This is a genomic window from Streptomyces sp. NPDC098789, assembly GCF_044759975.1.
Lineage (GTDB): Bacteria > Actinomycetota > Actinomycetes > Streptomycetales > Streptomycetaceae > Streptomyces.
In genome coordinates this window covers 147,449-167,254 of the sequence record NZ_JBIWAJ010000002.1, presented here as the reverse complement: position 1 = coordinate 167,254, position 19,806 = coordinate 147,449, and the positions used below count along the sequence as shown (strand labels likewise).

Genomic DNA, 19,806 nt, shown 5'->3' with positions numbered 1-19,806 from the left:
GGGCCTCCGGAGGCGGGGGGAGGTTCGGGGGGAGGTCGCAACGCTGTGGGTGAGAGAAGTGATAGCGATCACTTCAACTCCGCGTCAATGGTTTGGACCAAACAAGGACTAGACCACTCAGGCGGCAAATGCCCTCGTCAGAGACCTGACCGCCCAACAGAAACCGCCCGTCACCCCGGTGACGAGCGGTTTAAGGCCCCCTTAGGCCACCTTCCTGCAAGGTTTTGGCAACAAACCAACCAAACCCCGATCCAGCGCACTCAGGCAGGTCCGGCGCCCTCCCCGGGCATGCCGTACGCATCTGCGACGAGCCCGTACGAACGCAACCGGGCCGCCCCGCTGTGCCCGGTCGCGGTCAGCATCAGCTCGTCCGCACCCGTCCGCTTCACCAGGGCGTCCAGCCCCTCGCGCACCGCGTCCGGGGTGCCGTACACGACGTTCGCGAGCCAGCTGTCGACGAACTCCCGCTCCAGGGGGCCGAAGTCGTACGCCGCCGCCTCCTCGGGCGTCGGCACCAGGCCCGGCCGGCCGCTGCGCAGCCGCAGCATCGACAGGGCGCCCGTGAGCACCTGAGCCCGGGCGGCCTCCTCGGTGTCGGCGGCCAGCGCCGACACCCCGATCAGCGCGTACGGCTCGGCCAGCACCGCCGAGGGCCTGAAGCTCTGTCGGTACAGGTCCAGCGCGGGGATCGTGCCCGCCGCGGAGAAGTGGTGGGCGTAGGCGAAGGGCAGCCCGAGCTGCCCGGCGAGGGCCGCGCTGAAGCCGGAGGAGCCCAGCAGCCACAGCGGCGGCCGCGCGGTCGGGCCCTGCACCGGCCCGGGCACGGCGTGCACCCGGGCATAGGGGTGCCCGTCGGGGAAGTCGTCGTCGAGGAAGCGGGTCAGCTCCGCGAGCTGGCGCGGGAAGTCCTCGGCCCCCTCGTCGAGCCGGCCGCCGCCGCGCAGCGCCGTCGCGGTGCGCCCGTCGGTGCCGGGCGCACGGCCGAGGCCCAGGTCGATCCGCCCCGGCGCGAGCGCCTCCAGGGTGCCGAACTGCTCGGCGATCGCGAGCGGCGCGTGGTTGGGCAGCATGACCCCGCCGGAGCCGAGCCGGATGCGGGAGGTGTGGGCGGCCAGGTGCGCCAGGATCACCGCCGGGGAGGAGCTGGCGACCCCGGGCATGGAGTGGTGTTCGGCCACCCAGTGGCGGTGGTAGCCGCGCGCTTCGGCGAGCCGGGCGATGTCCACGCTGGTCCGCAGCGAGGCGTGCGCGCTGCTGCCCGCGCCGACGGTGACCAGATCCAGTACGGACAGCGGTACCGGCGCCGAGCCGTGGACGCTCCCGTGGATCGCGTCCGCCGCGCCCACCGCGTCCCCCGTGTCAGCCATCTTCGCTCCTCTGTCGTCCCTCGGCGGCCTCGTGCGGCCACTCGTCGTGTTCGCGCCACGGTCGTGATCGGTCCGTGACGCGGCCGTACGAAGGGGTCGAACAGCGCCCACGCCCGGGGCATTCCCGGCACACCGGGACAGGGTGGTTGACCTTGGCATATGCCGCAGGAGTAGCCACTGGCGGAAGGGCATGATTGAGCCATCAAGTTCTTCAACAGGCGCCCCGTGCGGGCTTCTTCGTGGCTATCGTGTGAGAGCAAGCGGTAACAACCTGCTAGGGGGAAACCGTGGCGCTGAAGCCCGAGCCGACCGCGCCGTTCCACTCGGTGCAGTACGCACTGCGCGTACTCGAAACCATCGCACGGCACTCCGGCGGTGTGACGGACGTACAGATCGCCCGTGAGACGGGGCTGCCCACGGCCCACCTCACTCCGATGCTCCTCATGCTGCGCCGCGAGGGCTACGTGCTCCAGGTGTCCGACGGCGCCTACGCGATAGGCGACTCGCTCGTCCTGCTCGGCTCCGGCGTCGACCGGCAGCAGGCCCTCCAGGACAAGCTCCAGGAGACCCTGGACCGGCTGCGCGACTCGGTGGGGGCGGCGGTCTACATCAGCCGGTACGTGGACGGCGAGGTCAGCATCACGCAGTTCGCGGACAGTCCCCGCACCCCCAAGGTGCACGAGTGGGTCGACTTCCGCTCCGCCGCGCACGCGAGCGCGGTCGGCAAGTGCCTGCTGACGCAGCTGGACCAGAACGGCCGCCGCGACCACCTGTCGCGCCACAAGATCGCCCGGCTGACGTCGAAGACGATCACGAACGAGCAGATCCTCTTCTCGAAGCTGGACAGCCAGCCGGCCACGGTGCCGATGCTCGACCTCCAGGAGTACGCGGTGGGCACGGTGTGCGCGGCGGTTCCGATCACCGCCGGATCGGCCGTGGGCTGCCTGGCGCTGTCGATGCCGGTGGAACACGCGCACCGGCTGCGGGCCGCGGCCGAGGCGCTGAACCGCAAGGCCGCGCCGCTGCTGCTGTCGCTCACGCTGTAGGGCGGCGCGGACGGGGCCGGCGATCAGGGCCGAAAAACACTTCGGGCGGTTCCCGGTGAACCGGAAACCGCCCGAAGTACAGGTGCGCCGCCAGGGACTCGAACCCCGGACCCGCTGATTAAGAGTCAGCTGCTCTAACCAACTGAGCTAGCGGCGCCTGACAAAGAAAATATTACCTGGTCCCCGGGGGTGCTCGCGACCACGATTCCCGCGGCCGCCCCGGTCAGCGGTCCAGCAGTTCCGCGCGGGACTGGGCCGCGTAGGACGCCAGGAGCGCGGACAGGTCCGCCGCCGCCAGCGGCCGGTAGCCCGCCTCTCCGGCCGGGCGCCACCAGACCGGGTCCGGCCCGGGGGCACCTCCCAGCGACAGCTGGGGGAGGAAGCCGGCCCGGCGCAGGCCCACCCGGTGCACCTTGTTCGTCGCGGTGACGGGCATGGCCGCCACCACCCGCACGTAGCGCGGCGCCATCTTCGTGCCCAGGTCCGGCTGCGCGGCGAGGAACGCCTCGAAGGCTCCCGGATCGAAGACGGCCCCCGGCCGCAGCGCCAGGGCGGCCATCACCTGGTCCCCGGCCACCTCGTCCGGCACCGCGTAGACCGCGACGGCCGCCGCGTCCTGCCACCGGGCCAGGATGTTCTCGATCATCGCGGCGGCCAGGTTCTCGCTGTCGACCCGGAGCCGGTCGTCCGTGCGCCCGGCGAAGTAGAGGAAGCCGGCCCGGTCGCGGAAGAAGAGGTCTCCGGTCCAGTACCAGCCGTCCCGGGTGCGGGCCGCCTCCGCGTCGGGATTGCGCCAGTACCCCTCGAAGAGGCTGCGGCCCCGGTTGGCCAGCTCCCCTATGGCCTCGGCGCCGTTCGTCAGGCGGCCCCCGGCGTCGAGGTCCGCGGGCGGGCACTCGGCGCCCGTCGCCGGGTCGATCACCGCCAGGTCGTCCCCCGCGCCGGCCCGGCCCAGGGCGCCCGCGGGGGTGTCCGGGGTGCGCTGCACGGAGGCGCCGCCCTCGGTGGCGCCGTAGCCCTCGACGAGGCGGACCCCGAACCGCTCGGCGAAGCGGGCCGCGTCCACCGCCCCGGCCTCGGTGCCGAAGCCGAGGCGCAGCGGATTGTCCCGGTCGTCGGGGCGCGGCTCGGTGGCCAGGAGGTACTGGACGGCCCGCCCGACGTAGGTGAAGTACGTCGCCCCGTACGCCCGTACGTCGTCCAGGAACGCGGAGGCCGAGAAGCGGCGGCGCAGCGCCACCGAGGCGCCCCCGGCCAGCGCCGGGAGCCAGTCGGCGATGACGGCGTTGCCGTGGAACATCGGCATGCAGATGTAGTGGACGTCGTCAGGCGTGACCGAGAACTGCCGCACCAGCGCGCCGCCGGCGGCGGCGAGCCGCCCCTGGGTGCAGATCGCCGCCTTGGGGGCACCGGTGGACCCGGAGGTGAAGTAGAGGAGCAGCCGGTCGCCGGGCTCCGGGCCGGCGGGCCGGAGCACGGCGTCCCCCGGCCCGGCGCCGGCGTAGGGGGCGAGCAGGGCGGCGTACTCCCCGTCGTCGTCCGTCACCAGGATCCGCACGCCGGGCAGGTCGAGGCCGTCGAGCAGCGGCAGGTGGGCCCGTTCGGTGACCAGGATCCGGCAGTCGGTGTGCAGGACGTCGCGGGCCAGCTCGGGGCCGCGCCGCGTGGGGTTGATCCCGGCGACGGCGGCCCCGGCCAGGGCCGCCGCGCCGAGCCAGAACGGGAACTCGGGGGTGTTGTCGAGCAGCACCCCCACGTGCGGCGGCTCCCCCGGAGGGAGCAGGTCGACGAGCAGCGCCGCGCGCGCGGCGCTCTCGGCGGCGCTCCGGTGGTGGCTGAGGACGGCGTCGCCGTACCTCAGCCCGGGCCGGTGATCGCCCCACTGGCGCGCCACGAGCTCCGCGACGGTCCCTGGTGTCGTCGTCCTCCGCATGCCGCCGGAGGGTAGCTGACGTTGCGTCAGAACTGAACGTCGGAGCAGGAGTAGAAGGCCATGGGCGTGTCGTTGACCGTCCAGACCGCCAGGATCATGTGCCGGCCCGTCTTGCCGCTGGGCAGGGTGCCGTGGTGGATGGTGGTCATGGCGGGGCGGGCGCCGTTGTAGGCGACCGTGAGGAAGGGCTGCGGGTCGAGCGAGGCCCTGGTGAGCGGCTTGGTCGGGTCCCATCCGTTCTTGGTGACGTAGTAGCGGAAGTCGGTGGTGGAGTGGTTCGCCGTGAACTGCCACCGCAAGTCGTAGGGCGCGCCGCTGGTGATCTTCGTCGTCGGCCAGGCGCCGCCGCGCGGGTCGTCGAGCTGCGCGAACTCGGCGTGGTTGCCGGAACATATCCGGCCGTCGGCGGGCCCGGCCGCCGGGAAGCCCTTGAGGCCCTCGACGCTCTGCGGTTCCCACTGGATGGGTCCGCAGTCGGCGACGGTCTTGTTGGCGCAGAGCTTCTGGCGGCTGATGGGTGTGTCGGTGTACCCGTGGCTGCTCGCGGTGGGGGCGCTGAGGACGGATACGCCGACGATCATGCCGAGGCCGATCGCGGCGGAGCCGATCCGTCTGGGCATGCGGATGGACATGCGGGACTTACGCATGATGCTCCTAGAACGTGGGGGGAGTTCGGTGAGCGTGCGCACGCGTGGGACTGCGGTACCGGAATTCAGGTCTAGACCAAGTTCCAGATTATTGACGGGAGTTGGCCATGTCCAGACCAATCGGCGAACGGGCGTCCCGCAATGTGGGCGGACGCGCGCGAGGGGCGGCCGGTGGCTCCGGCCGCCCCTCGCCCGTCCACCCGGCCCTGCGGGCTACTCGGGGCGGCCCGTGTAGAAGGCCACGGTGAGGTCCTTGACGAGCGCCTTGCGCTCGTAGTCGTCCAGCTCGACGAGCCCGCGCGAGGTCAGCCGGTTGACGGTGTCGTCCACCGCGTCCACCACCGACGTCAGCACGCTGTCCCGGTGCTGCGCGTCGAGCGCGGCGACCCGGCGCCGGCGCATCGCCGCGGCGACCTCCGGGGCGTACTCGATCCGGGTCGGCTGGGCCGAGTACACCTCGATGCCCACCGCCTCGGTCTCGTCCGCCAGCATCCGGGTCAGCGCGTCCCCGACCGCCTCCGCGTCGCGCAGGGTCGGGGCGTCCTCGTGGAAGGCGTCGGCCGGCAGCTGCGAGAGCACCCGGGCCATGGCGGACTCGACCTGCTCGGCGAGGTAGTCGATGTGGTCCTCGACGGCCAGCGCGGCGCGGGCGGTGTCCTTGATCTGCCAGACCACCTGCACGACGACCTGGAGGGCCAGACCGCCCGAGTCCACGGCGGGCAGCGGGTCGCTGCGCCAGTGCCGCAGCCGTACGTCGACCCGGCGGCGCAGCAGCAGCGGACTGGCCCACAGCAGGCCGGTGCGGCGGACCGTGCCGCGGTAGCGGCCGAAGAGGGTCAGCACCAGCGCGTGCCCGGTACGACCGCGCCCGAGCCCGCCGAGGGCGAACAGGGCGACGATCCCGAGGAAGGCCAACGGGGGCCACTGGTAGGCGCGCAGCCCTTGGTACGCCCTGGGCGTCACGCCGAAGCCCGCCACCAGCGCGGCGGGCAGCGCCCCGGCCCGCCAGAGCACGGCCGCGCACCCCGCGAGGGCGAGGCCGCCGACGAGCAGGCCGACCGAGCCGGGCAGGACCGGGCCGCGGCGCTCGCGCAGCCGTTCGTCACCGCGCGGGACCCGGCGGCCGGGCGCGGCGGGGGCCGCCGGGCGCGGCCGCGGGCCGGCCGAGGGGCGCAGCGCCCCGGTCGCCCCGTCCCGGAAGGGCAGGCCGGCCGGTACCTCGGTGGCCGCGGAGCCCGGGCCCGGGAGGCTCACCCGGGGCAGGTCCTGGGTGTCCTCCTCCATCCCCCGGGCCACGGCCTGCGCGACCACGTGCGCGACCCCGGGCCCGGGCACCCCGCGCCCACCTCCGGGCACGGGCGCGGGCGGCCACACACCGCCGGCGTGCGGGCGGGCCGCACCGGGGGCGGTTCCGGGCACGGCGCCGGCTCCGGGCCCGGGGGCCGGTTCCGCTCCGGGTCCGGGAACGGCGCCCGACGCGCGGGCGGGGGCGGCGTCGGCCGCGGGGGTGCGGAGGGTGCGGTCCGCTTCCGGGGCGGGGGGTGCGTCCGCCGCGGGGGTGGGGAGCGCGGCGATGTCCAGCACGTGCGCGGGGGCCGCGGCGACGGCGGGGGCGGAGCCGCAGCCCGACCCGGAGCCATGGCCCGCGCCGGCTCCGGCCATGGCCGGCTCCGGGGCCGGGTCCGCCTCGACCGGCGCCGCCGACACCTCCGCTTCCGTTCCGGTCTCGCCGCGCGCGGCGGGGACCTCGTGGCGGGTCGGGTCCCCGGCGGCCACGACCGCCTCGGACCACGTCCACCCGGTGTCACCGGCGTCCGCTTCCGCGTCCGTGTCCTCCGGCGCGTCCGCCTCCTCGGCCGTGGGCTCGGGCCCGACCGCCTCCCACAGCGGCCGGTCCTCCTCCGGGTCCGGTCCGGCCTCGGGGCCCCGCTCCTCCGGCTGCGGGTGCGGCCGCGCCGCGTACCCGTACGGCTTCGCCGCCGGCTCCGGACGCGGCTCCTCCGCGAAGGCGTGGGCCTCGGCGCGGGGCGGGTCCGGGACCGGCAGCGGGCCGGCGAGGGTGTGCAGACCCGCCCGCGGCGCCACCGGGGGCATCGTCCAGCGCCCCTGGGACCGGGTCGCCTCCGCGGTCGGGGCCGGGGCCGGCGCCCGCTCCTGGGCCCGGACGGTCAGGGGCGCGGGCGGCGGCACCGGGGGGATCCGCATGGTGCCCGTCGTGGACGTCGTGCGCGTGGGGTACATGGTTTCCTCCGTCATGCGAACAGCCGGCGCCAGGTTTCCGGGCCCGGGTAGCCGTCGGCCGAGGCGCCGCGCCAGCCCTGCGCGCGCTGGAACGCCTCGACGGCACGGCGGTCGGCCTCGCCCCACCGGGGACCCGGGCCGGTCGTGTAGTACTTGCCGAAGCCCTTCCGCATCAGTTGCCGCCCCAGCGCGGTGACCGCCGGCCCGAACGCGCCGGGGCGCAGCGCGGCGGCCCCCGGATACGTCGGCACCCGTAGCGACGGCGGGCCCGCCGCCCCGGTCGTCGCGGGCGGGATGTCCTTGCCCTTCTTCTGGACCAGGAGTTTCCAGGTCTGCGGGCCGGGCAGGCCGTCCGCTTCCTCGCCCGTCCAGCCCTGGGCCCGCTGGAAGGCTTCGGTGGCCAGCCGGTCGGAGTCGGTCCACTGCGGGCCGGCCCCCTGCGGGTAGAACCGTGCGCCGCCGCGCTCGCCGAGCATCCGGCCGAGCTGGGTGACGTACGCGTTGTTCGCGCCCGGCCCGAACTTCTCCGCCCCCGGATAGGGCGCGTCGACGGCCGGCTTGGGGGCGGGCACCGTCACGGGCGTCGCCGGGGGCACCGGCGTCACCGCGGGCGCCCCGGGAACGGTCGCCCCCGTGAGCCCGTTGTAGCGGTAGGGCAGGTACTTGGTCGCGTTGTTCCAGTACCCGTAGGGGGTCGCCAGCTTCCGGGTGTAGGGGCGCGTCTGCTCGTAGGCGATGTAGTGCGTGCGGCTCTCGTCCACCCAGCCGCCGAAGAGCGTGACGTGCGAGCCCTGGTTGGGGTCGGCCGGGTTGTGGAAGAGCAGCATGTCCCCCGGCAGGAGCTCGTCCTTGGTGATCCGGGTGGCGAACTTGTCGAGGCTCCCGGTCCATTCGTTGGTGCCGAGGTTCCAGACCATGGAGACGTAGCCGGAGCAGTCCTGGCGGTAGCCGTCGCTCCAGTAGAGGGACATGCTGTACGGGACCTGCGCGTCCAGCCACAGCTTCGCCCGGTTGATGATCGTCGCGCGGTCGATCTGCCGCCGCACCGTCGGTGCGTGCGGCGGGGCCGCCGGGGCGGGGCCGTGCAGCGGGGCCCGCGGGCCCTGCGGGCTGCCGGGCGCGAGCGGACCCGGCACCGGTTCGGGGTTGGCGACCGCCACCGCGGCGCCGCCACCACCGCCGAGCACCACGCCCGCGGCCGTGGCCAGCACCAGCGCGCGCCGGGCTCCGCGCGCGGCCGGGTGCCCGCCGTCCCGGAGCGGTATGGCCCGTGCGCGGGCCAGGGAGCGGCGCCGTACGCAGCCCGGGCACGCGCAGTCGCGCTCGGGGTCGTACTCCGTGAAGAGCGGCATCGGCATCGGTGTCGGAGGCTGCGTCGTCATGCGGTTCCGTCCACTCCCCTGTTTCGTCCACTGGGCGGCCGGGGGCGCATCTGGCGGGGCATCAGGTACGGCGCGGCCAGAACACATCGTGCACGATAAACACCCTAAACGTGGGCTAATCGGACAATGCGGGCGTGTGTTGTCACCAGCACCGTCCCGTGTGGGGTAAAGTTCTCTTTGTCGGAACAAGCGCCGCTAGCTCAGTTGGTTAGAGCAGCTGACTCTTAATCAGCGGGTCCGGGGTTCGAGTCCCTGGCGGCGCACAGACACGAAGAAGCCCCTCGCTCACGCGGGGGGCTTCTTCGCTGTGCCCTGCGGCCCTACAGTGGCGGGCGGACCTCCCGCACCGGTCCCCCGGCTTCCTCCCGCAGCCCGGGCGGGCCCGCGCGGTCGAGGACGGGCCCGGCCGCGGCCCGGGCGACGGACACCCGGCCGGGCCCGTGTCAGCCGCCCGCCGCGGCGGACGAGGGCGAGCCGACCGACGGCGATCCGGCCGCGGGCGATCCGGCCGGCTCGGACGGCTCGGCCGCCTTCATCGTGGCCGTCAGGTACGCCGACACGACCACGTTCGCCGTGTACGTCTTCGCCGCCTTGTCGTAGGAGCCCCCGCAGGTCACCAGCCGCAGCTCGGCCCGGCCCGGCACCTTCGGCCCGTAGGCCTTGTGCGCGTCGAAGGAGGCCCGCTCGTAGACCTGGATGTCGTCGATGGTGAACTCGGCGGTCATCCCGTCCGTGCGCAGCACCCGCACCTTGCCGCCCGCCTGCGCCGAGCTGAGCCCGTAGAAGACGGCGGGCTTGGACTCGGTGTCCACGTGGCCGACCAGCAGCGCGGCGCCCGCGGCGCCCGGCTGGACCCCGCCCGACCACCAGCCCACCGTGCCCGGCTTGTCGTACGGCGGCGGTTCGATCGCCCCCTCGGCGTCCAGGCCCCGGACCATCACCGGGGCCTGGATGCCTATGGAGGGCACGTCCACGCGCTGCGGCGGACCGGCCGCGGCCGGCGCGGGGAGCGGGGCGTGCGCGGCGGGCAGGCCGGGGGCGGCCATCAGCCCGGGCTGGGCGTACGGGCCCCCGGGCACCCCGGTGATCTCGCGGCCCCACAGCCACAGCCCCAGCACCAGCACGGTCCAGGCGGCGGCGGTCAGCAGCCGGCCGCTGCCCGACGCCTTCGGCTCCGCGCTCACCGCGGCGGCCTCACTGCCCGCTGCGGCGGCGGCGCAGGGCCAGCGCGCGGCCAGCGACGGCGAGGGTCGCCGCGGCGGCCAGCACCGCGCCGATCACCGTGTGCGGCAGGCCGGGGCCGTCCGCGCCGTGGTCCTTCTTGGCGGTGGTGGCGTTCGCGGGGGGCGCGGCGGCCAGCTCGGCCGCCATCCCGCCACCGCCTGCGTGGACCGGCCAGATCGGGGTGGAGTGGTGCGAGGGCCGGTGTTCGACTTCCAGGGAGCCGCTGACCCTGCCGTCCCGGTCGCACTGGACGCGGATCTCGTGCCGGCCGGACCAGGCGTCGGAGCGGATGTGGGCGTCGCCCCACAACTCCCGCTCGCCGCCGCCGTGACCCCGGCCGAGGCGGACCTCGGAGGCGAAGGCCGAGGACGTGGCGGACGCCGAGTCGCTGTCACAGCCGCGGACGCGCAGCTTGACCTGCGCCCCCGGGTGGGCCGGGTCGGGATTGGCCGAGACGCTGCCGCGGTCGTCCCCGTTGGCGAGGGCGATGGGCGCTGCCACGGTGGTCACGGCGGAGAGTGCCGTCAGGGCGACGGCCACCCCGGCGACACGGAGAGCGATCAGATCACTGCGCATGGTGAACCTCCTCAACAAGGAGGTTCACGTGCGGCGCGCCGCTCCGCATCCGGAGCGGCGCGCGCTTGGCCCGTACGTGTCAGAGGTACGACGGTCGGGCGAAGGGGGGTTTAGATGAGGTCGACCAGGTCCGCGATCGAGGGGACGGTCTTGGTGGGGCGGTACGGGAACTGCTCGGTGTCCGCTTCGGAGGTCAGGCCGGTCAGCACGAGGAAGGTCTGCATGCCCGCTTCGAGGCCGGCGAGGACGTCGGTGTCCATCCGGTCGCCGATCATCGCGCTGGTCTCGGAGTGCGCGCCGATGGCGTTGAGGCCGGTGCGCATCATCAGCGGGTTCGGCTTGCCGGCGAAGTACGGCTTCTTGCCGGTGGCCTTGGTGATCAGCGCGGCGACGGCGCCCGTGGCGGGCAGCGGGCCCTCGGCGGAGGGGCCGGTCTCGTCCGGGTTGGTGCAGATGAAGCGGGCACCCGCGTTGATCAGGCGGACGGCCTTGGTCATGGCCTCGAAGCTGTAGGTGCGGGTCTCGCCCAGCACCACGTAGTCGGGCTCGTGGTCGGTCAGGATGTAGCCGATGTCGTGCAGGGCCGTGGTGAGTCCGGCCTCGCCGATGACGTACGCCGTGCCGCCGGGGCGCTGGTCGTCGAGGAACTTCGCGGTGGCCAGCGCCGAGGTCCAGATGTTCTCGACGGGGACGTCGAGGCCCATCCGCTGGAGGCGGGCCTGGAGGTCGCGCGGGGTGTAGATGGAGTTGTTGGTCAGCACCAGGAAGGGCTTGCCCGAGTCGCGCAGCCGCTTGATGAAGGCATCGGCGCCCGGGATCGGAATGCCCTCGTGGATGAGGACCCCGTCCATGTCGGTGAGCCAGGATTCGATCGGCTTGCGCTCTGCCACTGGACTGTTCTCCGCTCTCGGTGGCCCGGGATTCCGGCCGGTCCGCTGACCGCTCTATGTGGTCTCTACCACCCTACGCGGACCGGGCCGCGGACGCGTGGGGCGTCCACGACCCGGTCACCTGCGAGAACGGGGCCGAGGCTCAGCCGAAGGTCAGCCGAGGGTCACGTTGTCGACGGTCCAGTACCAGTTGTTGTTGCCGCTGTAGCGGAAGCGGACCTGGACGTCGGTGGCTCCCGCCGGGACCTGGAGGGTGATGGCCTCGCCCTTGGCGACGGCGTCGGCGGTGTAGTTCTTGACGACCGAGGGGGCGGCGCCGTTGTAGGAGACGAGGACCTGGGCGCTCTGGCCGGCCTCGTGGCGGTAGTGCGTCTGGAAGGCGAGGGTCTTCGTCGCGCCGCCGGTCACCGGCCACTTGGGGGTGACCAGGGTGGAGTCGAAGGTGCCGGTGTGGCTCTTGTCGTCCCACTCGTCGGAGTCGGCGACGGCGAAGACGTCACGGGAGCGGACGTTCAGCTCGCGCCACTGGTCGCGCTGGGACTGGCTCCAGAACTCGTCGGTGGCGAAGGCCCATCCGGCCCATTCGGTGACACCGCCCGTGCCCATCTTGGAGTTGTCGACGCTCCAGCCCGCGGGCGGGGTGTGCGTGAAGCCCTTCACCCCCGCCGGGATGCCCGTCTCGTCGACCCGGGCCTGGAGCGCGGGGCGCAGGGTGTCGAAGGGGTCGCTGTCCGGGGCGTCCAGCGGTACTCCGTCCAATCCGGTGGTGGGGACGCCGACCTGCTGGAGCGCGGTGGCCGCGACGTCGACGAGGCGTACGTCGCCACGGACCGAACCGGCGGCGATGCCCGCCCCCTTGGCGATGACGAAGGTGCCGCGCTCCTGGATCGTCGAGCCGCCGTGGCCACCGGCGTCGGTGTGCCCGTGGTCGGTGGTGACCAGGACCTTCCAGTTCTCCTGGGCGTACGTCGGGCGGGCCGCGACGGCGGTGAGGAGCTGGCCGACGAGCTTGTCCACGCGGCCGATGGTGTTCAGGTACTCCTGGCTGGCGGCGCCGGAGCTGTGGCCGGCGTGGTCGATCTCGCCGAAGTAGACGAAGGCGGCGTCCGGGTTCTGGTCGCGCAGTTCGGCCGAGGCCGCGGCGGCGATCTTCGGGTCCTCGCTGCCGTAGCCGTCGCGGTCGCCCTTGAGGGAGAGGCGCTTGTCCACCGCGGGCGAGAAGATCGGGCCGTTCTGGTCGGTGGAGGCGATGGGCTCCCAGTCGGCCGCCGCGTAGGTGTGGAGCGCCGGCTTGGCGTTCTCGATGCGGGTGAGGAAGTCCGGGTACGCGGTGTAGTTCTTGCCTGTGAAGGAGTTGTCCTTCACGCCGTGCTTGTCGGGCCAGACGCCCGTGGCGATGGTGGACCAGCCGGGGCCGGAGGAGGTCGCGGCCATCGGGTTCGCGTACAGGGTGCTGCGCGCGGTGAGGCCCTGTGCCATCAGGCCGTTGAGGTTCGGGGCGTCGGCGACCTTGACGCGGTCGAGGACGGTGCCGTCGATCCCGATGACCAGGACCTTGTTGACGGCGGCGGCCGGGGCTGCGGCCGCGGCGGGGGCGGCCGGCGCGGTCTGGGCTGCGGCGGCGATCAGGGCCGCGGCGGTGGCCGCCACGGCGAGGGCGCGTCCGGGCAGGACAGGGGACACGTACTCCTCCAGGGAGTAAGCGAAGGGGTGGGACCGGGGGTTGGTGCGGGTTCCTGCGCGGGTCCGGTCCATCGCGCTGGACCAGACCCGTTATGCAAACGTCACTCTTCAGGGAGCGGGTGACGGGCGGGTGACCGACCGGCTTCCGGTCAGCTGCCAGTGGCCGACTTCCACGCGTCCACGTACGCGGACAGGTTCTTGTCGATGTCGGCCCAGTCCGGCTCGAAGACCTCGACCCCGGTCATGACCTTGGTCAGTTCGACCGCGTTGGCATCGGTGGGCTTGACGTCGGCGCGGGCCGGGAAGCCGCCGCCGACCTCGCTGACCAGCTTCTGGGCGTCCTCGGTGAGCAGGTAGTCGAGGAGCTTCTTGCCGTTCTCGGTGTGCGGGGCCTTGGCCATCAGGCCCGCCGCGTAGGGCAGTGCGAAGGTGGTGGGCTTGCCGCCGTCCTTGGCCGGGAACCAGATGCCCAGGTTCGGCATGGACTTGGACTGGGCGAAGTTCATCTGGACGTCGCCGTTGGCGACGAGGATCTCGCCCTTGTCGGTCTTCGGCGCGAGCTTGCTGGTGGAGGAGGACGGGCCGACGTTGTTGGCCTGGAGCTTCTTCAGGTACTCCAACGCCGGCTCCTTGCCGCCGAAGTCGTGCATCGACTTGATGAGCACGGCGGTGCCGTCGCCCGCGACGCCGGGGGTGGAGTACTGGAGCTTGCCCTTGTACTTGGCGTCCAGCAGCTGCTCCCAGGTCGTGGGGGCCTCGGGCAGCTCCTTCTTGTTGTAGACGAAGCCGAAGTAGTTGTTGACGACCGAGGTCCACTTGCCGTCGGCGGCCTTGTTCGCGCCGTTGACCTGGTCCGAACCCTGGGGCTTGTACGACTGGAGCAGCCCCTTGCCGTCGGCCTGCTGGATGAACGGCGGCAGCGTGACCAGGACGTCGGCCTGCGTGTTGGACTTCTCGCGGACGGCGCGCTGCACCATCTCGCCGGAGCCGCCCTCGACGTACTTCACGGTGATGCCGGTCTTCTTGGTGAAGTCGGCGAAGACCTTGTCGTACCAGCCGTCGCCCTTCTCCCCCTTGAGCCCGTCGGCGCTGTAGACGGTGACGACCTTCTCGGCGCCCCCGGAGTCGGCGGCGGAGGAGCCGCCGCAGGCGGTGAGGGTGGCGCCGACGGCGAGGCAGCCGGTCAGGGCGACGAGCGGGCGCAGCAGGCTGTGGGGCATGCGGGACACGCGGGACATGGGGTTCCTTCGGGTTCGGGAGGGATACCGCTCAGCGGTAGGAGGCTCTGGTGCGGACGCGGCCGACGGCCAGCAGCACCAGCAGGGTGGCGGCCATCAGCACCACGGCGACGGCGGAACCGCCGAAGAGCGAGCCGCGGTCGGTGGCGGTGAAGATCCGGACGGGCAGGGGCACCCAGTCCGGCGGGTAGAGCATCATCGTGGCGCTCAACTCGCCCATGGACAGGGCGAAGCAGAGTCCGGCGGCCGCGGTGAGCGAGGGCAGCAACAGGGGCAGCCTGACCCGCCACAGCACGTACGAGGGGCGGGCGCCGAGGCTGGCCGCCGCCTGCTCGTAGGCCGGATCCAGACGTACGATCGCGGCCGAGACCGACTGGTGGGCGAACGCCGTGACAAGAACGGTGTGCGCCAGGATGACGATGCCGCTCGTGCCGTTGAGCAGGACCGGCGGGCGGCTGAAGGCCACGAGCACGGCGAGGCCCACGACCACGGACGGCACGGCGACCGGCAGCACGAACAGGGCGTCCAGCAGGCGCTTCCCGCGCTTCTTCAGCCCGGCGGCGGCCAGCGCCGCCCAGGTGCCGACGGTGAGCGCGAGCAGGCTGGCGACCAGGGCGGTGACCAGGCTGGTGGTGAGGGCCTGGAGGGATTCCCCGCGGACCGCGGCCGCGTAGTTCCCGGTGGTCGGGCCGGAGGGGAAGGCCCCGGACCAGTGGGTCGCGAAGGAGGCCGCCACCACCACGAGCAGGGGCAGGGCGAAGAGCGGCAGGAAGAGGACGGCGAAACCGGCCCAGGCGGCCCAGCGGCCGGACTTGCTATGCACCAGCACGCTTGCTCACCACCCGGTAGAGGCCGTAGAGGCCGACGGAGATCGCGATGTTGACGACGGCGACCACGCAGGCGGCCGGGTAGTCGGATTCGAGGATGGCCTTGCCGTAGATCAGCATCGGCAGCGTGGTGACGCCCTTGGCCCCGGTGAACAGCACGATCCCGAATTCGTTGAGGCACATGACCAGCACCAGGCTGCCGCCCGCCCCGAGCGCGGGCAGGGCCTCGGGGAGGATCACCCGCCGGACGATCCGGCCGGGCTTCGCGCCGAGCGAGGAGGCCACCTCCACCTGTGCGGTGTCCAGTTGCGAGAAGGCGGCGAGCAGCGGACGCATCACGAAGGGCGTGAAGTAGGTGATCTCCGCGAGGAGGACGCCCCAGGGGGTGGTGAGGAAGTGGAAGGGCCCCTCCGCCGCGCCGGTGACGTCCGTCCAGACCCCGTTGGCCACGCCCACGCTGCCGTAGAGGAAGAGCAGCGCGAGGGTGATGAGGAAGGAGGGGAAGGAGAGGAAGACGTCGACGAAGCGGGCGACGGCCTTCGCCCCGGGGAAGGGCACGAAGGCGATGACCAGGGCGAGCGCGAAGCCGAGGACCAGACAGCCGACGGTGGCGCCGACGGCCAGCCAGACGGTGGTGCCGAGGGCCTCGCGGAAGGCGGTGGAGGCGAAGACCTTCCCGTAGGCGTCGAAGGCGCCGTCGCCCGTGTCGGGGGTGAAGGACTGCTGGACGACCAGCGCGAGGGGGTAGAGGAAGACCAGGGCGAGCACGACCACGGGCGGCAGGGCCCACACCCAGCGGGGCGGGGTCCGCGCGCCGGCTCCGGCGGGCCGCGCCCGGCGGCCCGCGGCGGGCACCGACGCCGACGCCGACAGCGACGGGGGTGCGGGGGCGGGGGCCGGGGGTGCGGGGGCGGGGGCCTCAGCCATCGGAGACTCCCGCCGAGAGCAGGACCGCGTCGCGGGGTTCGAAGTGCAGGGTGACGTGGTCGCCGAGGGCCGGGGTCTCGCGCAGCTCCGGCAGGTCCGCCTTGATCCGGTGCCCGTCCACGTCGACGTACAGCCGGTGCGTCGAGCCCCGCCACTGCACCTCGGTGATCCTGCCGCTCAGGGCGTTGGGCCCCGCGCCCAGGGCCAGCAGGTGCGGGCGCACGCACAGGGTGGCGCTCGCGCCGGGGGCCGCCCGGCCCGGGTCGAGCTCCAGGGTCCGCCCGGCGAAGAGCGCACCGCCGTCGGCGACGGTCACCGGGAGGAGGTTGGCGTTGCCGACGAAGGAGGCGGTGAACTCGGTGCGCGGGGCGCGGTACAGCTCCTGCGGGGTGCCGCAGTCCTGGAGCCGCGCCCGGTCCATGACCGCGATCCGGTCGGCGAGGGTGAGCGCCTCGACCTGGTCGTGGGTGACGTACAGGATGGACACGTCGGGCAGTTCGCGGTGCAGCCGGGCCAACTCGGCGAGCATCCCGGAGCGCAGCTGCGCGTCGAGCGCCGAGAGCGGCTCGTCGAGCAGCAGCACCCCGGGGCGGATCGCCAGCGCGCGGGCGATGGCCACGCGCTGCTGCTGGCCGCCGGACAGCTCGCGCGGGTAGCGCTTGGCGTAGGCCGCCATGCCCGTCATCTCCAGGGCCTCGGTGACCCGCCCCGGGATCTGCGCCTTGGGTGCCTTCTGCGCCTTGAGGCCGAAGGCGACGTTGTCCTCGACCCGCATGTGCGGGAAGAGCGCGTACTGCTGGACGACCATGCCGATCCCGCGCCGGTGCGGCGGGAGCGCCGTGACGTCCCGGTCCCCGATGAACACCCGGCCCGAGCGGGGACGTACGAAACCCGCGACCGCCCGCAGCGCCGTGGTCTTGCCCGAACCGGAGGGGCCGAGCAGCGCCATGACCTCGCCGGGCTCGACGCTCAGGTCGAGCGAGTCCAGGACGGTGGTGCCCGCGTAGGCGACCGAGACCGCGTCGAAGCGGATGCCGCTCACGCGGCGGGCTCCGGGTCGAAGGGGCCGAGCAGGGCGGGGAGTTCGGCGATGGACCCGAGGACGTGGGTCGCGCCGTGCGCGGTGAGGGCCGCGCGGTCGTGCGCCCCGGTCAGCACGCCGGCCACGATCCCGGCACCCGCCCGGCAGCCGCTGAGCATGTCGTAGGCCGTGTCGCCGACGACGACCGCCTCGCGCACGTCGGCCACCGCGCCCGTGCGCAGGAAGGCGGCCAGCACCATGTCCGGGTACGGGCGCCCGCGCCCGCCCGCGTCGGCCGGGCACAGGGTGAGGTCGGCGAGGTCCTGCCAGCCGAGGGCGGCGAGGATCGCGTCCTGGGTGACGCGGGCGAAGCCGGTGGTCAGAACGACGGTGCGACCTTGACCGCGGAGGGTGTCGATGGTCTCGCGGGCACCGGGGAGCGGGGCGACGAGGCCGCCGTCGACCAGGGCGCCGTAGGCCTCCTCGAAGGCGACGTTGGCGCGCCGGGCGAGCTCCTCCGAGCCGAAGAGGTGGCGGAAGACGGAGATCTTCGACTCGCCCATGGTGTCGCGGACGTACTGGAGCTTCTCGGCGTGGTCGGCGGAGCCGGGCTCGACGCCGAGGTGCTCGGCGGCGCGCTCGAAGGCCCGCTCGACGAGGCCGCCGTCGGCGACGGTGGTGCCGGCCATGTCGAGGACGACGAGGCCGTGGCGGAAGGTGGTGGTGTTGGTGGTCGTGGTGTTGGTGGTGGTGTTGTCAGCCATGTCGGTTACCAGCCCAGTTCGTTCGCGGTGGTCTCGGCTATGGCGGGCGAGCAGGTCATGCCCCGGCCGCCGGGTCCCGTCACCAGCCACACGCCGTCCCGCACCTGCTCGCGGTGGACGACCCGGGTGGTGTCGGTGCACTGCGCGTACACGCCCGCCCAGCGGTGCCTGATCTTCGGCAGCGGGCGGCCCAGGAAGGACTCGACGACCCCGGTGAGGTGGTCGTAGGGCTCTTCGAGGGTGTCGAACGCGAAGGGGTGCTCGTACTCGTGGGTGTCGCCGATGGTGAGGCCGCCGTCGCGCCGCTGGACCATCAACAGCTGCATCTTGTGCGCGGCGGCCACGGGCGCCTGCGCCTGCTCGGCGTTGAGCTCGTCGAGGGCCTCGCTCCGGTACGCCGGGTAGTAGCGGAAGCTGTCGGCGTCGGCGACCGAGGTCGTCAGCGGCTCGCCGAGCGGCTCGGTCTGCATCATCTGGAGCCGGACCCGGCGCACGGGCAGCTCCGGGGCCAACTCGCGGACCAGGCCGGAGAGCCAGGCTCCGGTGGCCAGGACGACGACGTCGCCGCGGTGGACGTCACCGTGGTCGTCGCGGACGGCGCCGGGGCCGGTGACCTCGCGGACCTCGCGTCCGGGGAGGAAGGTGTAGCGGCCGGAGGCCCGCAGCGCCGCGCGCAGGTGGAGCTGCGCGGTGCGCGGCTCGACGGCCGCGTCCCGCTCGCACCACAGGGCCGCCTCGAAGGCGCCGCGCAGGGCCGGGTTGATCGCACGCGCTTCGGCAGCGCTGAGCAGCGCGTACCCGCGGGCAGCGGCGTCCGCGCGGGCCACGGCGGCTTCGGCGACCGCGTGCTCGCGGGCGTTGCGGACGGGGGTGAGGGATCCGATGGCGCGGAACCCCAGGCCGGGGACCCGCTCCCCGATCCGCTCCCAGAGCTCGCGGGCCCGCAGTGCCGTGTCCAGCTCCGCACCGCCGGCCCGCCCGCTGACCCAGATCTGGCCGAAATTGCGCAGTGAGGCACCGCGCGCCTCAGCCTCGCGCTCGATCTGGACGACCTCGTGGCCGCGTTCGACTGCTTGCCAGGCGTGCATGGTGCCGACCACGCCGCCTCCGATGACTATGACTCTCACCCGGCCCACGGTGTCCGGGACCCATGGACCGGGAGGATCCATCAGGCGACGGATCGGTGAACAGCCCTCGACGCTTGGACCAGACCCGTTACCGTTCCGTGATCGATGGGTGCCCCTTTGGTCCGGTTATCGGGTGGCTCGCCCTCGACTATTCGGGGCGCAGGTGCGTCGTGAAGCTGAACCGGTCGCCACGGTAGAGCGAACGCACCCGCTCCAGGGGCCGCCCGTCCTGATCGCGCGAGAACCGGTGGATCAGCAGCATCGGCAGCGCGGGCGGCGTCCCGATGAGCAGCGCCTCGCGCGGGGTGGCCAGGACCGTCTCCAGCTTCTCGTCGGCGTCACCGAAGGCGATGCCGAGCCGCTCCCGGAGGTATCCGTAGAAAGAGGAATCCGGCGGGAATTCGCTGTCCAGTCGGGGCGCGCGGGCCACCCGGACGTAGGTGCTCTCCAGCCCCACCCGCTCGTCGTCGGCCAGCAGCACCCGCTCCAGGTGCCAGACGGGCTCGCCGGCCTCGGCGCCGATGCCGGGCGCGAGGTCGGGCGGGCAGGGGAACTGCTCCAGGCCGATGAGGTTGCGACCGGGGCGGCGCCCCTGGCGGCGGACCCCCTCGGTGTAACTGGCCAGGGACAGCGGCTGCTCCAGCTTCGGCCCGGCGACGACCGTGCCGCGCCCGGACCGGCGCAGCCTGCCTTCGAGGAGCAGCTCGCGCAGGGCCTGGCGGACGGTCTCGCGGGACACCTCGTAGCGCTCGGCGAGGTCCCGTTCGGTGGGCAGCGTCCCGCCCTCGCCGAGCTCCTCGACGAGCTCGGCGAGGCGGGCCTTGACGGCGTAGTACTTGGGAATGCGCCCGTGCTCGGGAATGCCGGATCGGACCGGCGAGCCGGGGCGGTGCTGGGTCGGTTCCACTCTGGG

The 19,806-nt window shown here is 73.4% G+C and carries 17 protein-coding genes and 2 tRNA genes; 2 read left to right on the top strand and 17 right to left on the bottom strand.

The annotated features are described in order from the left end of the window. Positions 1 to 260: 260 nt before the first annotated feature. The gene (locus ACIQWR_RS05030; RefSeq protein ID WP_404005200.1) at positions 261 to 1,367 is read right to left on the bottom strand and encodes an LLM class flavin-dependent oxidoreductase; all 1,107 of its coding nucleotides are present in this window, start codon (positions 1,365 to 1,367) and stop codon (positions 261 to 263) included. Between the two features lie 287 nt (positions 1,368 to 1,654). Here ACIQWR_RS05030 and ACIQWR_RS05025 point away from each other — a divergent pair, with 287 nt between their 5' ends. Then, a complete protein-coding gene (locus tag ACIQWR_RS05025) occupies positions 1,655 to 2,413 on the top strand; it encodes an IclR family transcriptional regulator (RefSeq protein ID WP_404005199.1) in 759 nt (252 codons plus the stop codon). Between the two features lie 83 nt (positions 2,414 to 2,496). On the opposite strand, the gene ACIQWR_RS05020 is transcribed toward ACIQWR_RS05025, so the two are convergent. The 5 genes from ACIQWR_RS05020 to ACIQWR_RS05000 form a co-directional block, all read right to left on the bottom strand. Next, a tRNA-Lys gene (locus ACIQWR_RS05020) sits at positions 2,497 to 2,570 on the bottom strand. Positions 2,571 to 2,636: 66 nt separating this feature from the next. Further along, positions 2,637 to 4,346 (bottom strand): AMP-binding protein, encoded by a 1,710-nt coding sequence (locus ACIQWR_RS05015; RefSeq protein WP_404005198.1) that lies wholly within the window; start codon positions 4,344 to 4,346, stop codon positions 2,637 to 2,639. A gap of 26 nt (positions 4,347 to 4,372) precedes the next feature. After that, positions 4,373 to 4,966: a lytic polysaccharide monooxygenase gene (locus tag ACIQWR_RS05010; RefSeq protein ID WP_404005763.1), complete on the bottom strand. Its 594-nt coding sequence runs from the start codon at positions 4,964 to 4,966 to the stop codon at positions 4,373 to 4,375. 240 nt (positions 4,967 to 5,206) lie between these two features. Further along, complete coding sequence (locus ACIQWR_RS05005) at positions 5,207 to 7,234, bottom strand: SPFH domain-containing protein (RefSeq protein WP_404005197.1); 2,028 nt, start codon at positions 7,232 to 7,234, stop codon at positions 5,207 to 5,209. Positions 7,235 to 7,245: 11 nt separating this feature from the next. After that, entirely contained in the window at positions 7,246 to 8,592 is a 1,347-nt protein-coding gene (locus tag ACIQWR_RS05000; protein WP_404005761.1) for a peptidoglycan-binding protein, read from the bottom strand. A 213-nt stretch (positions 8,593 to 8,805) separates the two neighbouring features. On the opposite strand from ACIQWR_RS05000, the gene ACIQWR_RS04995 reads away from it, so the two are divergent. Continuing rightward, a tRNA-Lys gene (locus ACIQWR_RS04995) sits at positions 8,806 to 8,879 on the top strand. A gap of 180 nt (positions 8,880 to 9,059) precedes the next feature. Here ACIQWR_RS04995 and ACIQWR_RS04990 read toward each other — a convergent pair. From ACIQWR_RS04990 to ACIQWR_RS04940, 11 genes are all read right to left on the bottom strand, one after another. Beyond that, the gene (locus ACIQWR_RS04990) at positions 9,060 to 9,800 is read right to left on the bottom strand and encodes a class F sortase (protein ID WP_404005195.1); all 741 of its coding nucleotides are present in this window, start codon (positions 9,798 to 9,800) and stop codon (positions 9,060 to 9,062) included. A 10-nt stretch (positions 9,801 to 9,810) separates the two neighbouring features. Then, positions 9,811 to 10,416, bottom strand: coding sequence for a hypothetical protein (locus tag ACIQWR_RS04985; protein WP_404005194.1), 606 nt, complete (start codon positions 10,414 to 10,416; stop codon positions 9,811 to 9,813). A gap of 110 nt (positions 10,417 to 10,526) precedes the next feature. Further along, the gene (locus ACIQWR_RS04980) at positions 10,527 to 11,306 is read right to left on the bottom strand and encodes an HAD-IIA family hydrolase (RefSeq protein ID WP_404005192.1); all 780 of its coding nucleotides are present in this window, start codon (positions 11,304 to 11,306) and stop codon (positions 10,527 to 10,529) included. 153 nt (positions 11,307 to 11,459) lie between these two features. Then, the gene (locus tag ACIQWR_RS04975; protein WP_404005191.1) at positions 11,460 to 12,989 is read right to left on the bottom strand and encodes an alkaline phosphatase family protein; all 1,530 of its coding nucleotides are present in this window, start codon (positions 12,987 to 12,989) and stop codon (positions 11,460 to 11,462) included. 149 nt (positions 12,990 to 13,138) lie between these two features. Then, entirely contained in the window at positions 13,139 to 14,209 is a 1,071-nt protein-coding gene (locus tag ACIQWR_RS04970) for a 2-aminoethylphosphonate ABC transporter substrate-binding protein (protein ID WP_404005759.1), read from the bottom strand. A 49-nt stretch (positions 14,210 to 14,258) separates the two neighbouring features. Next, positions 14,259 to 15,056: an ABC transporter permease gene (locus ACIQWR_RS04965; RefSeq protein WP_404005190.1), complete on the bottom strand. Its 798-nt coding sequence runs from the start codon at positions 15,054 to 15,056 to the stop codon at positions 14,259 to 14,261. Next, a complete protein-coding gene (locus ACIQWR_RS04960; RefSeq protein WP_404005188.1) occupies positions 15,043 to 15,981 on the bottom strand; it encodes a 2-aminoethylphosphonate ABC transporter permease subunit in 939 nt (312 codons plus the stop codon). Before ACIQWR_RS04960 ends, ACIQWR_RS04965 begins: the two co-directional genes overlap by 14 nt. Further along, entirely contained in the window at positions 15,974 to 17,023 is a 1,050-nt protein-coding gene (locus ACIQWR_RS04955; protein WP_404005187.1) for an ABC transporter ATP-binding protein, read from the bottom strand. The genes ACIQWR_RS04960 and ACIQWR_RS04955 overlap by 8 nt, the downstream gene beginning before the upstream one ends. Next, positions 17,020 to 17,766 (bottom strand): phosphonatase-like hydrolase, encoded by a 747-nt coding sequence (locus tag ACIQWR_RS04950; RefSeq protein WP_404005186.1) that lies wholly within the window; start codon positions 17,764 to 17,766, stop codon positions 17,020 to 17,022. The genes ACIQWR_RS04955 and ACIQWR_RS04950 overlap by 4 nt, the downstream gene beginning before the upstream one ends. 5 nt (positions 17,767 to 17,771) lie before the next feature. Then, positions 17,772 to 18,893 carry a TIGR03364 family FAD-dependent oxidoreductase gene (locus ACIQWR_RS04945; RefSeq protein WP_404005185.1) on the bottom strand — a complete coding sequence of 374 codons (1,122 nt, stop codon included), beginning with the start codon at positions 18,891 to 18,893 and terminating at the stop codon, positions 17,772 to 17,774. A gap of 148 nt (positions 18,894 to 19,041) precedes the next feature. Next, positions 19,042 to 19,800: a GntR family transcriptional regulator gene (locus ACIQWR_RS04940; RefSeq protein ID WP_404005183.1), complete on the bottom strand. Its 759-nt coding sequence runs from the start codon at positions 19,798 to 19,800 to the stop codon at positions 19,042 to 19,044. Positions 19,801 to 19,806 lie beyond the last annotated feature (6 nt).